The 17,133-nt window shown below is 40.4% G+C and carries 12 protein-coding genes; 3 read left to right on the forward strand and 9 right to left on the reverse strand.

The features are described from left to right. The first annotated feature begins 64 nt into the window (after positions 1-64). Positions 65-1,147: a 3-oxoacyl-ACP synthase III family protein gene (locus K7X70_RS00585; RefSeq protein WP_222535258.1), complete on the forward strand. Its 1,083-nt coding sequence runs from the start codon at positions 65-67 to the stop codon at positions 1,145-1,147. 25 nt (positions 1,148-1,172) lie between these two features. Here K7X70_RS00585 and K7X70_RS00590 read toward each other — a convergent pair whose 3' ends face one another. The 5 genes from K7X70_RS00590 to K7X70_RS00610 all read right to left on the reverse strand — a co-directional run bounded on the left by K7X70_RS00590 (position 1,173) and on the right by K7X70_RS00610 (position 5,450). Next, positions 1,173-2,669, reverse strand: coding sequence for a tetratricopeptide repeat protein (locus K7X70_RS00590; RefSeq protein WP_222535259.1), 1,497 nt, complete (start codon positions 2,667-2,669; stop codon positions 1,173-1,175). Positions 2,670-2,803: 134 nt separating this feature from the next. Further along, complete coding sequence (locus tag K7X70_RS00595) at positions 2,804-3,547, reverse strand: zinc ribbon domain-containing protein (protein ID WP_222535260.1); 744 nt, start codon at positions 3,545-3,547, stop codon at positions 2,804-2,806. After that, positions 3,547-4,644, reverse strand: a complete 1,098-nt coding sequence (locus K7X70_RS00600) for a Nif3-like dinuclear metal center hexameric protein (RefSeq protein WP_222535261.1) — start codon at positions 4,642-4,644, stop codon at positions 3,547-3,549. The genes K7X70_RS00595 and K7X70_RS00600 overlap by 1 nt, the downstream gene beginning before the upstream one ends. Before the next feature lie 127 nt (positions 4,645-4,771). Beyond that, positions 4,772-5,131, reverse strand: coding sequence for a TM2 domain-containing protein (locus tag K7X70_RS00605; RefSeq protein WP_187667097.1), 360 nt, complete (start codon positions 5,129-5,131; stop codon positions 4,772-4,774). Continuing rightward, the gene (locus K7X70_RS00610; RefSeq protein ID WP_222535262.1) at positions 5,124-5,450 is read right to left on the reverse strand and encodes a DUF2752 domain-containing protein; all 327 of its coding nucleotides are present in this window, start codon (positions 5,448-5,450) and stop codon (positions 5,124-5,126) included. The genes K7X70_RS00605 and K7X70_RS00610 overlap by 8 nt, the downstream gene beginning before the upstream one ends. A gap of 112 nt (positions 5,451-5,562) precedes the next feature. On the opposite strand from K7X70_RS00610, the gene mfd reads away from it, so the two are divergent. Further along, positions 5,563-8,904, forward strand: coding sequence for a transcription-repair coupling factor (gene mfd / locus K7X70_RS00615; protein ID WP_222535263.1), 3,342 nt, complete (start codon positions 5,563-5,565; stop codon positions 8,902-8,904). A 12-nt stretch (positions 8,905-8,916) separates the two neighbouring features. Beyond that, complete coding sequence (locus K7X70_RS00620) at positions 8,917-9,129, forward strand: DUF3820 family protein (RefSeq protein WP_062546342.1); 213 nt, start codon at positions 8,917-8,919, stop codon at positions 9,127-9,129. A 113-nt stretch (positions 9,130-9,242) separates the two neighbouring features. On the opposite strand, the gene K7X70_RS00625 is transcribed toward K7X70_RS00620, so the two are convergent. From K7X70_RS00625 to K7X70_RS00640, 4 genes are read right to left on the reverse strand one after another with little or no spacing between them, the layout of a single operon-like run. Next, positions 9,243-10,568 (reverse strand): DUF4302 domain-containing protein, encoded by a 1,326-nt coding sequence (locus tag K7X70_RS00625; RefSeq protein WP_222535264.1) that lies wholly within the window; start codon positions 10,566-10,568, stop codon positions 9,243-9,245. Between the two features lie 24 nt (positions 10,569-10,592). Beyond that, positions 10,593-11,987, reverse strand: coding sequence for a zinc-binding metallopeptidase (locus tag K7X70_RS00630; protein ID WP_222535265.1), 1,395 nt, complete (start codon positions 11,985-11,987; stop codon positions 10,593-10,595). Positions 11,988-12,005: 18 nt separating this feature from the next. Beyond that, entirely contained in the window at positions 12,006-13,451 is a 1,446-nt protein-coding gene (locus K7X70_RS00635; RefSeq protein ID WP_222535266.1) for a RagB/SusD family nutrient uptake outer membrane protein, read from the reverse strand. Between the two features lie 40 nt (positions 13,452-13,491). Further along, positions 13,492-17,112: a SusC/RagA family TonB-linked outer membrane protein gene (locus K7X70_RS00640; RefSeq protein ID WP_222535267.1), complete on the reverse strand. Its 3,621-nt coding sequence runs from the start codon at positions 17,110-17,112 to the stop codon at positions 13,492-13,494. Between the last annotated feature and the right edge of the window lie 21 nt (positions 17,113-17,133).

The raw sequence follows: 17,133 nt of genomic DNA on the forward strand, positions 1-17,133 counted from the left end.
GTTTTACATTTCAATTAATTAATCCTAATTTTATACTGTACACCAATTCAGTATCCGGTTCAAAATGGGCGAAAAAACAAACATACATTCAGTTATTATAGGTACTGGCAGTTATATTCCAGAAAATATCATCTCAGGTGACGCCTTTTTGAATTCCACGTTTTACGACAATGGCGTATTGCTGGAGAAGGATATTCATGAAATCATCCATAAGTTTAGCGAGATCACAGAGATCAAAGAAAGACGGTACGTGGATGATGATATGACCAACAGTGATATTGCAGTGATTGCTGCACAACGCGCAATTGACCATGCTTCGATTGATAAGGAAAGCCTGGATCATATTATCTTCTGCCACAATTTTGGTGATGTGAAACTCGGTTCTAACCGGATGGACATTTTGCCTGCTCTTGCGGCTAAGGTGAAACAGGCGCTGGAAATCAACAATCCTGATTGCGTGGCGTATGACCTTATCTTTGGTTGTCCAGGCTGGGTACAAGGCGCTATTCAGGCAAATTACCTGATCCAAAGCGGAGATGCTAAAAGAGTATTGGTGATTGGTGCAGAAACCCTGTCCAGGATTACTGATCCTCATGACAGAGATTCCATGATTTTTTCTGATGGTGCTGCTGCAGTAGTTTTTGAAGGCCAGTCTTCTTCAGAAGATCTAGGCATTATTGCGCATAAGACCCAGACTTACGCGGTTAATTTCGGCTCCCTTTTACAGATGGGCAGAAGTAACAATCCTGCGGAAGACAATGGCAATGCTTACTTGAAAATGAATGGCCGCAAGCTCTATGAATTTGCGGTAACCAATGTTCCACAAGTGGTAAAGAAGGCTATTGACAAAGCAGGGATTGACATTACTGCGATTAAAATTGTGTTCATTCACCAGGCAAACGGGAAAATGGACCATGCCATCATGAAACGTTTATTCAAATTATACGATATGGATACGGTTCCTGAGAACCTGGTTCCGATGTCTATCTGCTGGCTTGGAAACAGTTCTGTGGCCACCGTTCCTACCCTGCTTGACTTAGTATGGAAAGGAAAAGTGGAGGGTTATCAGATCAATAAAGGCGACTATGCGATCTTTGCTTCTGTTGGCGCGGGAATGCACATCAATGCCTTCGTATATCGTTTTTAATCTGTACTTATATCATTGGTTAAGGCTATTTAATTCGGTTTAATCCGGCTTTAGCCTGAGTTTCAATGCTGCTTTCATACTCATGATTTTTCATTTGAATGGCAGTATTGAAACTTTCCCTTGCTTTGGCCATGTTCTTTTGCTTTTCATACACCTTTCCCATCTGCAGTGCCGCATTTGCAGCAAAGTAATATTTCAATTGTTTCCCGTTGCTGATGGCCAGCTGGTAATTCGTCAATGCAGCATCGTCCTTACCCAGGTCGTCGTATAAACGCCCTAAACGGTAATAATACTCCGTACGGTCTCTACCCGCACTGAAATCTTCTGCTTTACGTGCTGATAACACTTCTACTCCTTTGCTATAATATCCTCCATCAAAGAGTAAGCGTGCTTTTAAAAGGGTCAAATCAGGTATTGGGCCATTCGCTTCATTGAGTGCTTGCTTGTCTTTTTCCTGATAGACATAGCCATTGTTTTTAACTTTCGCAATAAAGCCCGAATAAGCCCCTGTATCGCCTTTTAATAAAGAAACCCAAGCCAAGTGCAGGTTGGCGTCTTTAATGTAATTAACGCCTTTATTTTGTTGCAGAAAGCGATTGAAATATGTAGCAGCGGAAACGTCTAGTTTATTGAGCATCGCTGTGCCAGTTAGGAGTTCCAGATAGGGAAATGAGGTATAGTAATTACCGGAAGGCCTGTTTTGCAAGATCTGTATGGCTTCCGCATTGTGACCGGTTTTAGCGCATACAGCCGCTTGTAAATAAGCTTTCAATAAACTACTATCGGCCATTCTAGCCGTATATTTCATCGTTTTCTGGTAGGCATTCGAACTGTGTGCAATGTCGTTGAGTACAAATACATAATAGAACACCACTTCTTCATAAAAAGGCTCATACGTAGATTTTGGTAGGTTTTCGGCCAGATTATCCAGCATATTCATGCCTGCCTGCAGATTTCCTTTGATGCCAAAAGTGGCCAATGTACTTTTTAACATCCCATCTGGAAGATTGCCAAGGAAGGCATTAATGACCCCCAATCCTTTGGAATTGAGGTGGAATCCCGGAAATTTCTTTGTGTTTTCCTGCAGCAGTCCGTTGGCTTTTTTAATCTCTCTGGCCGCCGTAAAATATTCTCCGTAACGACCTCTGATTAAGGCCCATTGCAGGTTAATTTCGGCCTGTGCGTACAAGTAATATGGCGAACTTTTATCGTCCCCTTCTATCTGGTCCAATCTTTTTGATTTGTTATCTTTTAACTGATCAAAATCGGCTTTGCTTTCTGTAGTCAATAGATGAAAATAATCGACATAATTTTCCAGCAACGGGATGATCGAGTTTTTAGGGTTCACTTTTTTCTCATTAGCGATCAATGCTTTTGCGGTATTGAGTTTCAGCTCAAAGATATTCTGGTAAGCCCGGAGGCAGTTGGCGTTAAAATCGAAATTGGCAAAAACCGCATTAGGTGCAGTTATAAAGAGGATAAAAAGTGATAATCGGGAACAAAAAGATTTTATTTCAGCCATTATGGATACGTTGTACAATAAGGAATTAAAAAGGATTAACAGCAATGGGGCAACAATGTTTTAAAGATAAAAAACAGGTCAACGAAAAAAGGCCGGAATTTATTTCCGGCCTTTTTATATTCGATAATTTGTGATTATACTGGAGCTACTTCTTGTGTTAGGGCTTCATCCACAAGGATTCTTCCACAGTGCTCACACACGATAATTTTCTTACGTTGACGAATGTCAAGCTGACGTTGAGGCGGGATCTGGTTGAAACAACCTGAACATGAATCGCGGTCAATGGTTACCACTGCCAATCCGTTATTTGCATTGCCTCTTAACCTGTTGTAAGCGGTTAACAGTCTTTCCTCGATTTGAGTTTCTGCTTTTTCAGATTTTTTAGCTAATGATTGCTCTTCTTTTTCCGTTTCAGCAGTAATGGTTTGCAGTTCACCTTTTTTAATTTCAAGATCTTTTTTTCTTGACTCTAAATCAGCTAATGCTTTTTCATAAACCTCATTTTTCGTTGCGATGTCAAAACCATACTCTCTGATCTTTTTCTCACAAACCTGAATTTCAAGTGTTTGTATTTCTACCTCTTTAGTTAAGGCATCATACTCACGGTTGTTTTTAACATCTTTTAACTGGGTCTCATATTTCTTGATCAAGTTCTGAGCTTCTTTGATCATGTTTTTACGCGTTACAATGGCATCTTCAGTATCATCCAATTCGCCTTTGAATTTTTGTATACGTGTTTCCAGGCCAGCAACTTCATCTTCTAAATCAGCCACTTCCATTGGTAATTCACCACGGATTTGACGTATTTTATCGATCTTAGTATGCAGGGTTTGTAATTCGTATAAAGCTTTTAGCTTTTGCTCTACAGTTTGTTCCATTAAATGAAATAATTTATGGGGTTTGTGTTATGCTCCGTTAAACGGATTGCAAAGTTAGGAAATTTTTCTTGAATAATATCTATCAACAAATCAGATGTAAATTGTTCACTCTCAAAGTGTCCGATATCTGCGATGACTAATTTTTCATCGGCATCAAAAAACTCATGGTATTTAAAATCTGCAGTTACAAAAGCATCGGCACCAGCCGCAATTGCATCTTTGAGCAGAAAGCTACCGGAACCGCCACATACTGCGACCTTTCTGATTTTTTTAGGGAGTAATTTTGTGTGTCTGATCACGACTGCATCCATCCTGTCTTTGACCAGGTTGAGGAATGCACGGCCTTCCATCGCTTCCTCCAGCCAGCCAATCATGCCCGCTCCTACGGTATCCAGTTTATTTTCGAGCTGGTAAATGTCGTAGGCCACTTCTTCATAAGGGTGGTTCTCTAGCAGTGCCAGCAGGATTTTGCGTTCATTTTGTGCGATGAATACCGTTTCAATCCTGATTTCTTCTTCATGATGACGAATACCAGGCTCTCCAACAAAAGGATCTGTGTGTTCGTTTCCTTTGAAGGTGCCGGTACCTGTGGCATTGAAACTGCATTCGCTATAGTTGCTGATGTTTCCTGCTCCCGCAGCAAAAAGGGCGTCTTTGAGCTCTTCTGCGTGATCTACAGGACAAAAAGTAACGAGTTTTTTCAGCAATGACCCCTTTGGGCTAAGGATTTTTGCATTTTTTAGTCCGAGTCTTTTCGCAATCACACCATTGACACCATATTTTACATGGTCCAGATTGGTATGAATGGCATATAATGCGATGTTATTTTGGATGGCTTTGAGCACTACCCTTTCCACGTAAGTTTTTCCGGTGATCTTTTTCAATCCTTTGAAAACTATGGGATGATGGGTAATGATCAAGTTGCAGTTCTGGGCTATTGCCTCATCTACAATCGCTTCTGTACAGTCTAAGGCTACTAATGCGCCATGTACTTCCATTTCAGGCTGGCCCACCAACAGGCCTGAGTTGTCATAATCTTCCTGATAATTGAGCGGTGCAAAGGCTTCCAGGTGTGCTATTAAAATGGATAATCTCATATGCTGTAAATTTACGATTTGAACCGCATAAAATAAACTTAATCATTTTCGGACTTTTTTTTGAATTTTATCCTGCAAAAAAAAGCCGGCTCAAAAGATTGAACCGGCGCTGTTATTTTTAATGGTTTTATTGGATATTTCCCATTTTCACCATTTGTAAGCTTTCAAAAACCATACGCTGGTTGTATTCCATGGCTAAAGTTTTATGGTTGACCAGGTCGATAATCGTCCCAATAAAGCACAATCCAAAAGTAAAGAAATAAAGTACACCCATTCCGATCTGGTTTACCAGAAATCTAGGTAATCCAGGAACAAAAAATCCCAGGATACAGTACAATACCATATCATCTGGATTTCTTCTTTTACTTCCGTAAATCATTAAAAATCCCCTTAACTGTTGTTCACTAAATCCTGTAGTTGCAGTCTGCAAGTAAGAATATTCCTGAGGTGTGATGCCCGGCAGTGTCATAAATGGTGAATCAAACATATCTCTCCTCCTTATATTTTAATTTTCTATTGTTATCTATTATTCTGTTAATCAATTCAATAATTCGGTGTCCAATGATCAGCAATGCTGGAATCCCAAACCAATGATGCGCCAGACTTTCCCTTACATTTCCGTGGAGCAGCTGGGTAATTGCCCTACCTATGCCACATCCTGGACACCATTCTATGCCCATATTTGCCAGCGGGCAAAGCGTAAAATGATGAATATGTCCATGCTGTATTGGTTCTGCTATCGCCAGCAATACCAAGGCCGTTATCCAGAAGATCAATTCAACAGGTATGCGGTGCAGCATTTTCATCAAGAGGCATTATTTGGTTAGGAAATTTACGGTCCCAATATCGTTTTTATTTTAGATGGATTAATAGAGACTTTGTTACATTTAAGCTCGCCATAAATCTTACCTTTGCATAGTGAACATCCGTGACCTGATAAATACCTATAAAACAGACGAACGCATTGTCGCATTGGCAAAAGCCCTTAACGCGGGCAAAGGTAATAAACTTCAACTAAAAGGTTTAGTTGGTTCTGCCGATGCAACGATAGCCATTGCTATTTATTTTCTGCTGCATAAGCCCATGTTATTTGTCCTTCCTGATCGGGAAGAGGCTTCTTATTTCATGGCCGATCTGGAAAGCATCCTTGATAAAGAGGTATTACTTTTCCCATCTTCCTTCCGTAAACCCTTTGAATTCACCCAGGTAGACACTGCAAATGTGCTGGCCAGGGCAGAAGTGCTCAATGAGCTGAATCACCATTCCGAATATGGCAAAATTGTGGTGACGTATCCGGAGGCATTGGCTGAAAAAGTGATCAATAGGAGTGTGCTGGAGAAAAATACGCTTGAAATTGCCGTTCAGACGAAACTAGGCATTGATTTTATCAATGAATTCCTGATTGATTACGATTTTGAGCGTACAGAATTCGTTTATGAGCCTGGACAATTTTCTATTCGTGGCGGGATTGTAGATATTTTCTCTTTCTCTCATGATTTACCTTACCGAATTGAATTTTTTGGTGATGTGATCGAGAGCATCCGGACCTTTGAAATTGAAAGTCAGCTGTCTGTGGAAGATGTAAAAACTTTTACCATTATCCCGAATGTGCAGTCCAAATACCTGACAGAAAGCAATATCAACCTGTTGGATTATATAGAAAAAGACACTTTACTTTGGTTTAAAGACGTAGAATTTAGTCTGGACATCATTAAAGGCGGTTATAAAAAAGCAAAAGAACTCTGGCTGGCACTACCGGCGAAAGAGAAATCGGAGAATCAAGATTGGATTGATCCTAAATTTGCTTTTACGGATGAGAAAATGATGGCCGATATGGTGCATGATTTTTCATTGATCGAATTTGGCAAGCAGTTTTTTTATAAAACTGAACATGTCATTTCTTTTGAGACTAAACCGCAGCCTTCCTTCAATAAAGATTTTAACCTACTCATTCACAACTTAAAAGAGAATGAAAAGCAGGGGATTCACAATTATATTTTCAGTTCTTCTCCGAAGCAAACCGAGCGTTTGTATGCGATTTTAGAAGACATTGATAAAACAGCCAAGTTTACACCGGTCAATATTCCATTGCGGGAAGGTTTCTTAGATCCACACCAGAATGTGGCTTTTTATACCGACCACCAAATCTTTGACCGTTTCTATAAATACAAGCTAAAGAGAGGTTACCAGCGGAGTCAGGCGATTACTTTGAAAGAACTCAGAGACCTGAAACCCGGAGATTTTGTGACACATATTGACCATGGTATCGGAAAGTATGCCGGACTGGAAAAAGTAGAGGTGAGTGGCAAGACGCAGGAGATGATTCGCCTGGTTTATGCCGATAACGACTTGTTGTATGTAAACATCAACTCCCTAAACCGGATTGCTAAATACAGCGGGAAGGATGGAACAGCTCCGAAAATGAATAAACTGGGCACAGAGGCCTGGGATAAGCTTAAAAAGAATACTAAAAAAAAAGTTAAAGACATTGCCAGGGACCTGATTAAGCTGTATGCTTTGAGGAAAACCCAGGTAGGTACTGCATTTGCTCCTGATGGCTATCTGGAAACAGAACTGGAAGCTTCTTTCATATATGAGGATACCCCGGATCAGGAAAAGGCCACCATGGATGTTAAAAAGGACATGGAAGCACCGCATCCGATGGATCGTTTGATTTGTGGTGATGTAGGCTTCGGCAAGACTGAAATCGCTATCCGCGCTGCTTTTAAAGCGGTTGCGAATGGAAAACAGGCCGCAGTATTGGTGCCAACTACCATTCTGGCATTGCAGCATTTCAAAACCTTTTCTGCCCGTTTGAAGGACTTCCCTTGTACGGTAGATTATATCAACCGTTTCAAGACGAATAAACAGATCAAGGAAACCCTGGCCAAATTAGCTGAAGGGAAAGTAGACATCGTGATTGGTACCCACAGACTATTGAGTAAAGACGTAAAATTCAAGGATTTGGGCATCATGATCATTGATGAAGAGCAGAAATTTGGGGTAACTTCCAAAGAGAAGCTAAGGGTATTGAGGGCAAACGTAGATACACTGACCTTAACCGCCACACCAATTCCAAGAACATTACACTTCTCGCTAATGGGTGCGAGGGATCTTTCGATCATGAGCACACCGCCGCCAAACCGTCAGGCAGTGAATACGGAATTACATGTTTTCAATGATAAATTGATCCAGGAAGCGGTTCAATTCGAGCTGGACAGAGGTGGACAAGTATTTTTCATCCATAATCGGGTGAATGATTTGCCGCAATTAGGAGGGATGATCCAAAGATTAGTTCCTAAAGCAAGAATCGGAATTGCACATGGACAGCTGGATGGTGATGCCCTTGAAGATGTCATGCTTGATTTTATCAATGGAGAAAAAGATGTACTGGTAGCCACCACGATTATTGAGGCAGGCCTGGACATTCCAAACGCCAATACCATCATCATCAACCATGCCCATATGTTTGGGCTGAGTGATTTACACCAGATGCGCGGCAGGGTAGGACGCTCCAACAAAAAGGCATTTTGCTACTTGTTGAGTCCGCCCTTATCTACACTGACTTCCGAAGCCAGAAAAAGACTGAGTGCCATAGAAGAGTTTTCAGATCTGGGCAGCGGTTTCAATATTGCCATGCGCGATTTAGACATCCGCGGCAGTGGAAACTTACTAGGAGCGGAGCAGAGTGGTTTTATCGCTGAAATCGGCTTTGAAATGTACCATAAGATCTTAGATGAAGCCATTCAGGAGCTGAAAGGTGATGAATTCAAGGATTTATTTAAGAATGAGCCTGCACGTCCTTTCGTGACCTACACACAGATAGATACCGATCTGGACATGTTTATTCCAGATGATTACGTAACGAATATTACGGAAAGATATAACCTGTATACGGAGCTTTCCAAGTTGGAAAATGAAACCCAGCTGAAAGCTTTTGAAACAGCACTGAAAGACCGTTTTGGGCCTGTTCCAAAGCCGGTAAAAACGATGCTGAACGTATTGCGCTTACAATGGGTGGCCAAAAAGCTGGCTTTTGAAAAGCTGAGCTTTAAAAAAGGCGTATTGCGCGGTTATTTTATCGCTGATAAGCAATCTGCCTTCTTTGATTCAACGATGTTCAATCAGATCCTGCATTTTGCACAGATGCACCCTAGGATCTGTAATTTAAAAGAAGTGAAAAACTCTTTACGGATTGCTTTTGAAGGCCTGAAATCAGTGGATGAAGCGGTAGAGATGCTAAATATGGTGGCTAATTAACCTAAGAATTCAATGAATCCACAATTATTAAACGATCTGGTGACCATGAAAATGCCTTATGGCAAGTATCAGGGAAAGACCATGTGTGACCTTCCAGAATATTACCTGGTCTGGTACCACAATAAAGGTTTCCCAGCGGGAAAACTAGGGGAGATGATGGCTACTTTATATGAGATTAAATTGAATGGTTTAGAATACTTACTACAGCCTTTGAAGAAAAGATAACCCTATGGTCGTTTTCAATGAGAAAGTCGCTTAAAAGCGCTTATTCTTGTTAAAAAAGATATAAAAAAAGCTGCAGAGAGATCTGCAGCTTTTTTTATGGGAATTTATTTGTTTTACTTGATCAATGTGCCATAGAAGAAGGAGGTATTGTCAGTTACGTTGAACAAGCCACCATAGGTTGGTCCTGAACCTGGATTTGTCACCCAGTCTACCCTAAATTTATTATTGCTAAAGTAATCTGTGATACTCACGAGCTTATAGCCAACTGTACCGCCATTTCCATCAGCGGTAAGGTAAGTAAAGGTATATACGCCATTTGCATCTTTTACATAAGTAAAAGTGATCATAGCCGTCAGTGCTCCATTTGCAGCATTACGATAACTATAAAGCAGCGACATGGTATTGTCTGTATTGATTTTCACTGATACTTTATCCAAGGTTCTTCCGGGAGTTGGCTCATGTAAAGCAAGTCCAGCTTTAGCTGCTGCAAATCTCGTGTTAAAATCTGCAGACAGTCCCGCAGCTATTGTAGCTGAGTTGTATTCAATCTGAGAATAGTCTTTTAATGGCCCAAATAACGCCTTCAAATCCAGCACCGGAAGTAAGGAATTCAGCACATTACTGCGCGTTCCATTTACATTCACGTAGTATTGTTTTGTTGTGGCATCATAAAACAATTCTTTAATTGTAGTCGTCAGATAGGTTAATGGTGTGCTTAAAGTCAGGCTATTAAGTCCAAAAGCGAATGTCGCATTGCTCACTTTGCTTGCTCCATTTTCATCGATATAGCTCAGTGTAAACTTTTTAGCAGTCGCATCAATCCCTACAGCTACTTTTGTACTTCCGGAGACCAGATATGGGAATTTATTTACAGCCTGAAAAGCAGTATTGGCATCCATCATATTCTTAATCCCTTCGGTACCATAAGCAGTTGCTTCCGCAGCCGTTACTTTCACCATATCCATCAGGTTTCCGTTTACAATACCTCTCATTTTGAGTGTATCGCCACTCATTCCGTCAAAAGCAAATTCAAAGTCAGAAGTTAAACCTTTACCATTTGTACCGCCGCTGATGCTTCCATTTGGATCTGCAGGCAGGTGGATATAGTTGTAGGTATCAAACATCAAAGTTGGAAACTGCAATGCTTTCAAACGGTAGGTGCTTTCCTGGAAAGTAACTGCTGTCGTGGTATTAAAATCCGACAGCATTTTCACTTTACCTTCTTTATCAAATTTGAAATAAAAGGAGAAACCTTTCCCAAGTTTAGGATAAATTGTAGCTTTCCAGCCATTTTCAGCCGATAAAAGCTGTGCCTGATGTTCTATAAGCGCTGCTGCTACTCTTTGATCAGGGTCATCCAGAATTGGATTTTCGTCCTTCTTACATCCGGTAATAAACCCAGCGGACAGTAGAACTATATATAATAAGAATCTTTTCATATCTGTATTTTTATTTATCAGCCATTAATATTTAATGACACCTAAAGTTCCAAAAAAGGAACTATTGGTATCTGATGTTTTGAACCATTGACCATATTCCAACAGGTTGGCATCATACCGGTAGTTCATTCCGAAGCTTCCTGTAGTCAGGTAGTTGGTTAAGGCTACAATTGCCGGAGCAATCGTATTTCCGTTAGTATCCCTTCTCACATACGTTAAGGTCATGTTGCGGTTGGCATCATACGTTGCTTTGTATACAAAATGTGCTACAGCAGCTGTCGTTCCGCTGGTGTAGTTAACGCGCAATACCAATTCACCTGCTTTAGGATAAAAGAATACCACAAAATTATTCAATGTTCTAACCGTACTGGATGAGGCGGCTAAAGCTGCTTTAGCGGTTGCCCAGGTACTCATAAAAGCAGCAGACATTCCCGTATTGTTAGTAGGGTCTACACTTAATGAAGTAAACTGACGCCCATTACCAAAGATGGTAGCCAGGTTTATCGGCGCATTCTCTGACAAGGCATAATTGGTACGATTTCTCAATTTTGCGAAATCAATTCCATAAGATTGCTTGAAATAAGTGATGACACTTTCTTCCTTTTTACGGATAGCTGCTTGTGCAGTTGCGTTTGGAATTTCTCTCTGAATGATGAAAGGAGGGTTTGCCGGATCAGGAATAGAGTCGATTTTTGGCAAAACAATACTGTTCACTTTTGCATCATACGCTGATTTTCCCTCTGTTAACATGATGGAAGTCATCTCTGCATAATCTTCTCCAGGAGCTGCCTGAGCATATTGACTGATATATCCAGCCGCATTTGCATTGGCTAAAGTCGTGTTATTCCAATCTGCGGTATAACCTGCTGGGGTAATTTTCTCAAACTCTTTCGCATAGCTGATGGTTTGGTTTAAGATGTGTGTAAACTCATGGTGAATAGTTTTCAATACTGGTTTAATGATATTTCTATCGGTTTTCACAAAGTTGTTGATATTGAACAAAGTCACCCTGTTACCACCTTCAGCTTCACCAAGTGTTACCGTACCTCCTGCATTGTATTGCAGACTACCTACCAAAAGGTATTGGCGGGGTGCAAATTGCTTGATAAAAGCCAATCCAGCTTCTGCAGTATACACATCAATCCATCCTGCTTTTACAACTTCCATTACGGGCTGAACTTTCTCTGCTCTTGGTGGCACTAATGTTTTAGATAAATCCAGTTCTGATCCATCCCAACGGTATTTTACATCAATATTGAAAGGCTTGGTAAAGTTATCTGCAAGCCAGTTATCTAATGGGCCATATGCCCAGGTATCTCCACCTAAGCCGACAATTTCCCGGTCCAGGTTCTCTGATTTCTTACAAGAGGCCAGGGCTAGCATCATCCCGGCGGTCAATAATATATTTAATTTTTTCATTACAAGCGGGTTAATAGATTAACGTGGATTCAATTCCACACCGGACAAGGTTACTTCTGGAGGCAACTGGCAAAGTCTTCTAGGATCATTTGCCGGTAATACCCTAACGGTACCATCCAGGTCAATGTGAGTTACCGGAATATTTAAGCGTTTAATATCCAGCCATCTCATTCCTTCATGCACAAATTCAGCTGCTTTAAGGTCCAATACTGCTTTTAAATAAGCTTGCTGCGGATCAGAGATCGTTGCAGCGTAATAGTCTTTAATTTTCTTATCCGTTAAGTCGTGCGTTGCAGGAACATATCCGTTTACTCTTACACTGATCAGCGTATTCATATCAGCTAAGGCAGCGGTATAATTACCTTTCATTACATTGGCTTCTGCTCTGTTCATTAAAACTTCTTCAGTAGTCAATAGTGGCACCATTGCATAGTAAGTCCCTGTAGTTGCATTAATGGTAGTCCTCACAAAATGTGCGTAGAACTTGTTTACAAAGTAAAAAGTACTGCTGGTTGAGTATTTTCTTAGTGCAGAGAAATTAACGCCTAATGGTGCAGTGAGGTTATTTAATTTTACCTGAGGCATTGAATAGCGGGTATTGTAATAATTATTAGCGATTCTTGAAACCGTTTCTCCAAGTAATAAATTCCCTGGATTGGTTGCAGCAGTAAACTGAATTCTCGTTTCTGTCGCATCTAAACTCGCATAAGCAAACCAAGGTCTTACATTAGAAGCAAATTCATTAGATGGGAAAGTTTCAGTTGCTTCAGAAATCACTTTATCATATTCTCTCTTGTTCAAATAGAAGCGTGTTGCAAATGCATGTGCTGCCTTTTTGGTGAAATGGTAAGCAGGAGCGGTATAATTGTCCACGATCAATGGAAGACCTTCAGTTAAGTCCTTCTCGATCTGCTCATACACATAAGCTACAGTTTTACGCTCATAATTCTTCAATACTACAGTTTCTGGCTCGGTTACGTAAGGAATACCAGGATCATTAGCTGAGGTTGCCGGATCATAAGCTTTGGAATAATAAGTCACCAGCATAAAATGCGCATAAGCTCTGGCTACCAAGGCTTCTCCTTTTTGGGCACTGTAGGCTTCAGGATTTGGTGCTTTATTACAAGCATCTAAAGCCTGGTTTGCGGCTGCAATGGCGGTATAACAAGCTCCCCAATAGTAGTTTGGTGAATCCTGAGAGATGTCTTCCGGATCCTTCCAGAAATAACCGCCAATATTGATATTATTTACCGCTCCGGAGATACTATTGTCGATTACATTATCAGACATAGACTCGCTCCAAAGGAACAGATTGGCTCTTGGGTAAGCGGTAACCAATAGTTCTGAAACTTTTCCTGGCGTATTTAACTTGGTACGTTGATCTGGTACTTGCTCCAGGTATTTTTTACATCCGGTGAAAAGGAAGATCACCGCAAGAATAAAGTATATATTATATTTTTTCATTAGAATATAATTTAAATTTTTAGGTTATGAAATGATCCGGTTAAATGCCAACTTTTAGGGAAAGCGTGATCTGTTTAGGAATCGGCATTGCCACCCCACCAGAACTAAAGAACTCAGGATCCTGACCTTTCAATTTCTTATCTGCATAAATCAACCACAGGTTATTTCCTACTAATGACAGCGACAAGTTGTTGCCACCAATCGACTTAATCCACTTTGCAGGAAGGTTGTAGGCTAATGAAACGGTTTTTAAACGTACAAATGAACCATCAGCAACGCGATCTGAAGAGTAATTATAAGCAGTGTATGGATATTTTCCACTTAAAGTATTTTGCAGTAGATAATCAGCAATAGAAGGCACATTTGTGGCATTTTGATCCAATGGCAATGTCCATCTGTTTAGGAATTCTTTTGGCAAGGCATCATCATCAGAATACTTCGACTGGAATACATTGTTCAAACGGATTTTATTTCCAGCCTGATAAGAAATGAATACGTTTAAAGTGAAGTTCTTGTAATTGAAATTGTTCATTAATCCACCGGTAATCGTTGGATCTACAGAGCCTTCATACTTTAGATAATTACTATTTGCACTTTGCAGGTAAACACTATTACTCACTTCTCCTTCTTCATTTACAAACGTTGGCACCCCAACTTTGTCTAAGGCCTGGAAGTCGATAGAATACAAGCCTCTAACTGCTCCACCTAGCTTAGGACCACCTTCAGGAACGATCAGATCATAGATACGTGGTGTACTTTTCAGGTTTACAATTTTGTTGGTGTTGTAACCGAAAGTAAAGTTCGTTTTCCAGCTGAATTCATTTCTTTTCAAAATTGGGCCACCTAAAGTCACCTCAAAACCAGAAGAATTCATGTCTGCATAGTTGGCTAGCTTAGTGGTTTGTCCGCCAATACCAGAAGTTCTGATGGCAGAAATCAGGTCAAATCCTTTACGGTTATAGTAATCTACGCTCAGGTTAATTTTACTGTCAAATAAGCCAATATCAAACCCAATGTTGGCTTCATATTGCTTCTCCCAGGTTAATTCTGAGTTCTCCAGGTCGTCGATCACGATCCTTGGTTCTACTTCAGAGAGCACTGGACGACGGGCAGAGCTGTTTTGGAACACGACAGATGAGTTTGTCGCACTTCCCATACTTGCTGTTAGTCCGTAACCACCTCTAACTTTCAGATAAGAGATCTGACTCACATTTTTCATGAAGTCTTCCTGATCCACATTCCATGCCGCACTGGTAGTCCAGGTTGGCAGCCATCTTGCTACAGCCGATTCTCCCAATCTGTTAGAACCGTCATAACGGCCAGTCGCACTCACTACATATTTTCCCTTGTAAGAATAAGTTCCATTCACAAAGAAGGAAGCATATCTATCATACAACTCATTCATACCGTAGTAGTTGAAGTTTCCTTCCAGGGTTTGTTTGATGATGCGGTAATCAATAAATGGCACACCGCCTTTATCATATTGATAACCGTAACCATTGCTAAAGCTATTTTTACGGTCAGTAAATTTAATCTCTTGTCCGGCTAATGCGGTAAACAAGTGCTTGTGGTTGAATTCTTTTTTCCAATCCAACTGATTTCTAACATAAAAATTTAGCAGATTGTCGTCATTTCTATTGTAAAAACCTCCCTGCGGCAATACGATTTGTTTATCGATATCTTCCGGGTGACTTGGGTCTTTATACAAGAAATCATTTTTATTTCTGATAGTATTTGTAGGCGCATAGCGGTAAGCATTCGCCATGTTTGAATATTCTGTCACGCGGTGTTCTCTGGTTGTTTTCACATAACGAAGGGCACCTAAAGACTTAAAGTTCAGGTCATCTGTGATTTTTATACCCAGTTCAGCCTGCAATTTCATGTCTAACATATCCAGTTTAATCTTGTTATTTTCCTGCTCCTGAATGATGTTAAAGGGCGCATAGTTTTTTGGGAAAAAGTCTAACTCCCCATTTTCATCATAAGCAGTTAAAGCTCTACTCGTGTTTAAAGCATAACTGAAAGGGTTGATGTCAAATGAACGGGTATATTTTCCTTCTACTACATTACTCGTACGACCCAATGTTCCTGGTGCATCTTGCTGTCTTAATGCTCCTGCAGCGATTACGCCAAGGGAAATGCGATCTGAAAGTTTATAATCGTTACGAACATTCAGTGTATAGCGCTTTGCTTTATCAGCAATAGACCATCCATTATCATTGTAAAAACCGGTAGAGAAATAATTTCTTGCTTTTTCTGTACCCGAAGAAATACTTACTGTATGTTCCTGAACCAATGAGTTTTTGAATAATAGGTCAAACCAATCTGTGTTGGTATTGACAAATCTACCCAAGTAGTTGGCACGGTCTTCAGTTGTATTATTTAAGCCAAACTGACCGGATGTTTTGTCATATCCTTTAATCAGTTTCCACATTTTAGTATAAACCCCACCATCTGCATTATTAGCGATACTGATGCCCAGACCTCCCTTACGGGCAATTTCTGAGTATACGGACATCTGATCTGCCGAATTCATGATGTTATAAGTATCGTAAGTAGGCTTCAGGAAAGTAGAGAAGTTTCCAGTATAAGAAACCACTGTTTTTCCAACACGTCCTTTTTTAGTCGTGATGACCACCACACCGTTCATTGCTCTTGCACCGTATAAAGCCGTTGCAGAAGCATCTTTCAGGATGTTAAAGCTTTCAATATCATCCGCATTAATTCCTGCAAGAGAGGATCCGATTAAAGTAGAAGCGTCACCGCTCGACAGCTGGTCGTTGGAGATATTGACTACATCTTCCAATACCACTCCATCCACTACAAATAGTGGTTTATTCTCTCCAGAGATGGATGTTGCTCCACGAACACGGATTTTTGGTGCTGCCCCAAATGTTCCAGAAACGTTCTGAACGGATACACCGGCCACTTTACCTTCCAACATTCTGGTCACATCAATTACCCCGTCTTGTTTCACATCAGTTCCACTGATACTTGTTGCCGAACCTGTAAATAATTTCTTATTAATAGTCTGATATCCAGTAACTACTACCTCATTTAATTTGTTCTGATCTTCTTCCAGAATGATGTTAAACTGAGTTTTTGCAGCAGTTACCTGTGCTTCGATTGATTTATAACCGATATAAGAGAAAACCAGGGTAGCTCCTTCCGGGACACTGATGGTAAATTCGCCGTTTGCATTGGTAGAAACACCGTTTTTCGTCCCTTTTTCCTGCACATTAATTCCTGCAACCGCATCAGCAGCGCCAGAACTTAATTTAAGTTTCACACTTCCTTTTGCTGTAATGTTTTTATTCTTAGTGTTGCTGATTGCTGGTCTGATCAGTTTACTCAGGATCACTTTTTTACCAGTGATCACATAAGCGATACCGCTAGGTTCTAATTGTTTTAAAACCTGGTCAATAGATTTAGATTCAGTATTCACCTCCACACTGGTATTCTTGTTTACTTCTGAGGCATCATAAACAAAGTTCACTTTGTACTGTTTTTCCAGTCTTTTGAGTAGGAATTCCAATGTTTCCATCTTCATCTGCATCTCTCTAAAGGCAAAACCAGCTGAGGAATTGAGTAAAATCAACATGGCTAACAGCCAGGTGATTCCATTCCGTCCCCCTCTTCTTTTGTAGAAGTTTTTAATCATAATTGAAAGTTTAGGTTGGTT

Origin of the sequence: Pedobacter polysacchareus, assembly GCF_019802255.1 — a bacterium.
Classification (GTDB): Bacteria; Bacteroidota; Bacteroidia; order Sphingobacteriales; family Sphingobacteriaceae; genus Pedobacter; species Pedobacter polysacchareus.

Bases quoted from the DNA above. Each gene is read 5' to 3' on its own strand.
- K7X70_RS00585 (WP_222535258.1), top strand. From the start codon at position 65: ATGGGCGAAAAAACAAACATACATTCAGTTATTATAGGTACTGGCAGT.
- K7X70_RS00590 (WP_222535259.1), bottom strand. From the start codon at position 2,669: ATGGCTGAAATAAAATCTTTTTGTTCCCGATTATCACTTTTTATCCTC.
- K7X70_RS00595 (WP_222535260.1), bottom strand. From the start codon at position 3,547: ATGGAACAAACTGTAGAGCAAAAGCTAAAAGCTTTATACGAATTACAA.
- K7X70_RS00600 (WP_222535261.1), bottom strand. From the start codon at position 4,644: ATGAGATTATCCATTTTAATAGCACACCTGGAAGCCTTTGCACCGCTC.
- K7X70_RS00605 (WP_187667097.1), bottom strand. From the start codon at position 5,131: ATGTTTGATTCACCATTTATGACACTGCCGGGCATCACACCTCAGGAA.
- K7X70_RS00610 (WP_222535262.1), bottom strand. From the start codon at position 5,450: ATGAAAATGCTGCACCGCATACCTGTTGAATTGATCTTCTGGATAACG.
- K7X70_RS00620 (WP_062546342.1), top strand. From the start codon at position 8,917: ATGAATCCACAATTATTAAACGATCTGGTGACCATGAAAATGCCTTAT.
- K7X70_RS00625 (WP_222535264.1), bottom strand. From the start codon at position 10,568: ATGAAAAGATTCTTATTATATATAGTTCTACTGTCCGCTGGGTTTATT.
- K7X70_RS00630 (WP_222535265.1), bottom strand. From the start codon at position 11,987: ATGAAAAAATTAAATATATTATTGACCGCCGGGATGATGCTAGCCCTG.
- K7X70_RS00635 (WP_222535266.1), bottom strand. From the start codon at position 13,451: ATGAAAAAATATAATATATACTTTATTCTTGCGGTGATCTTCCTTTTC.
- K7X70_RS00640 (WP_222535267.1), bottom strand. From the start codon at position 17,112: ATGATTAAAAACTTCTACAAAAGAAGAGGGGGACGGAATGGAATCACC.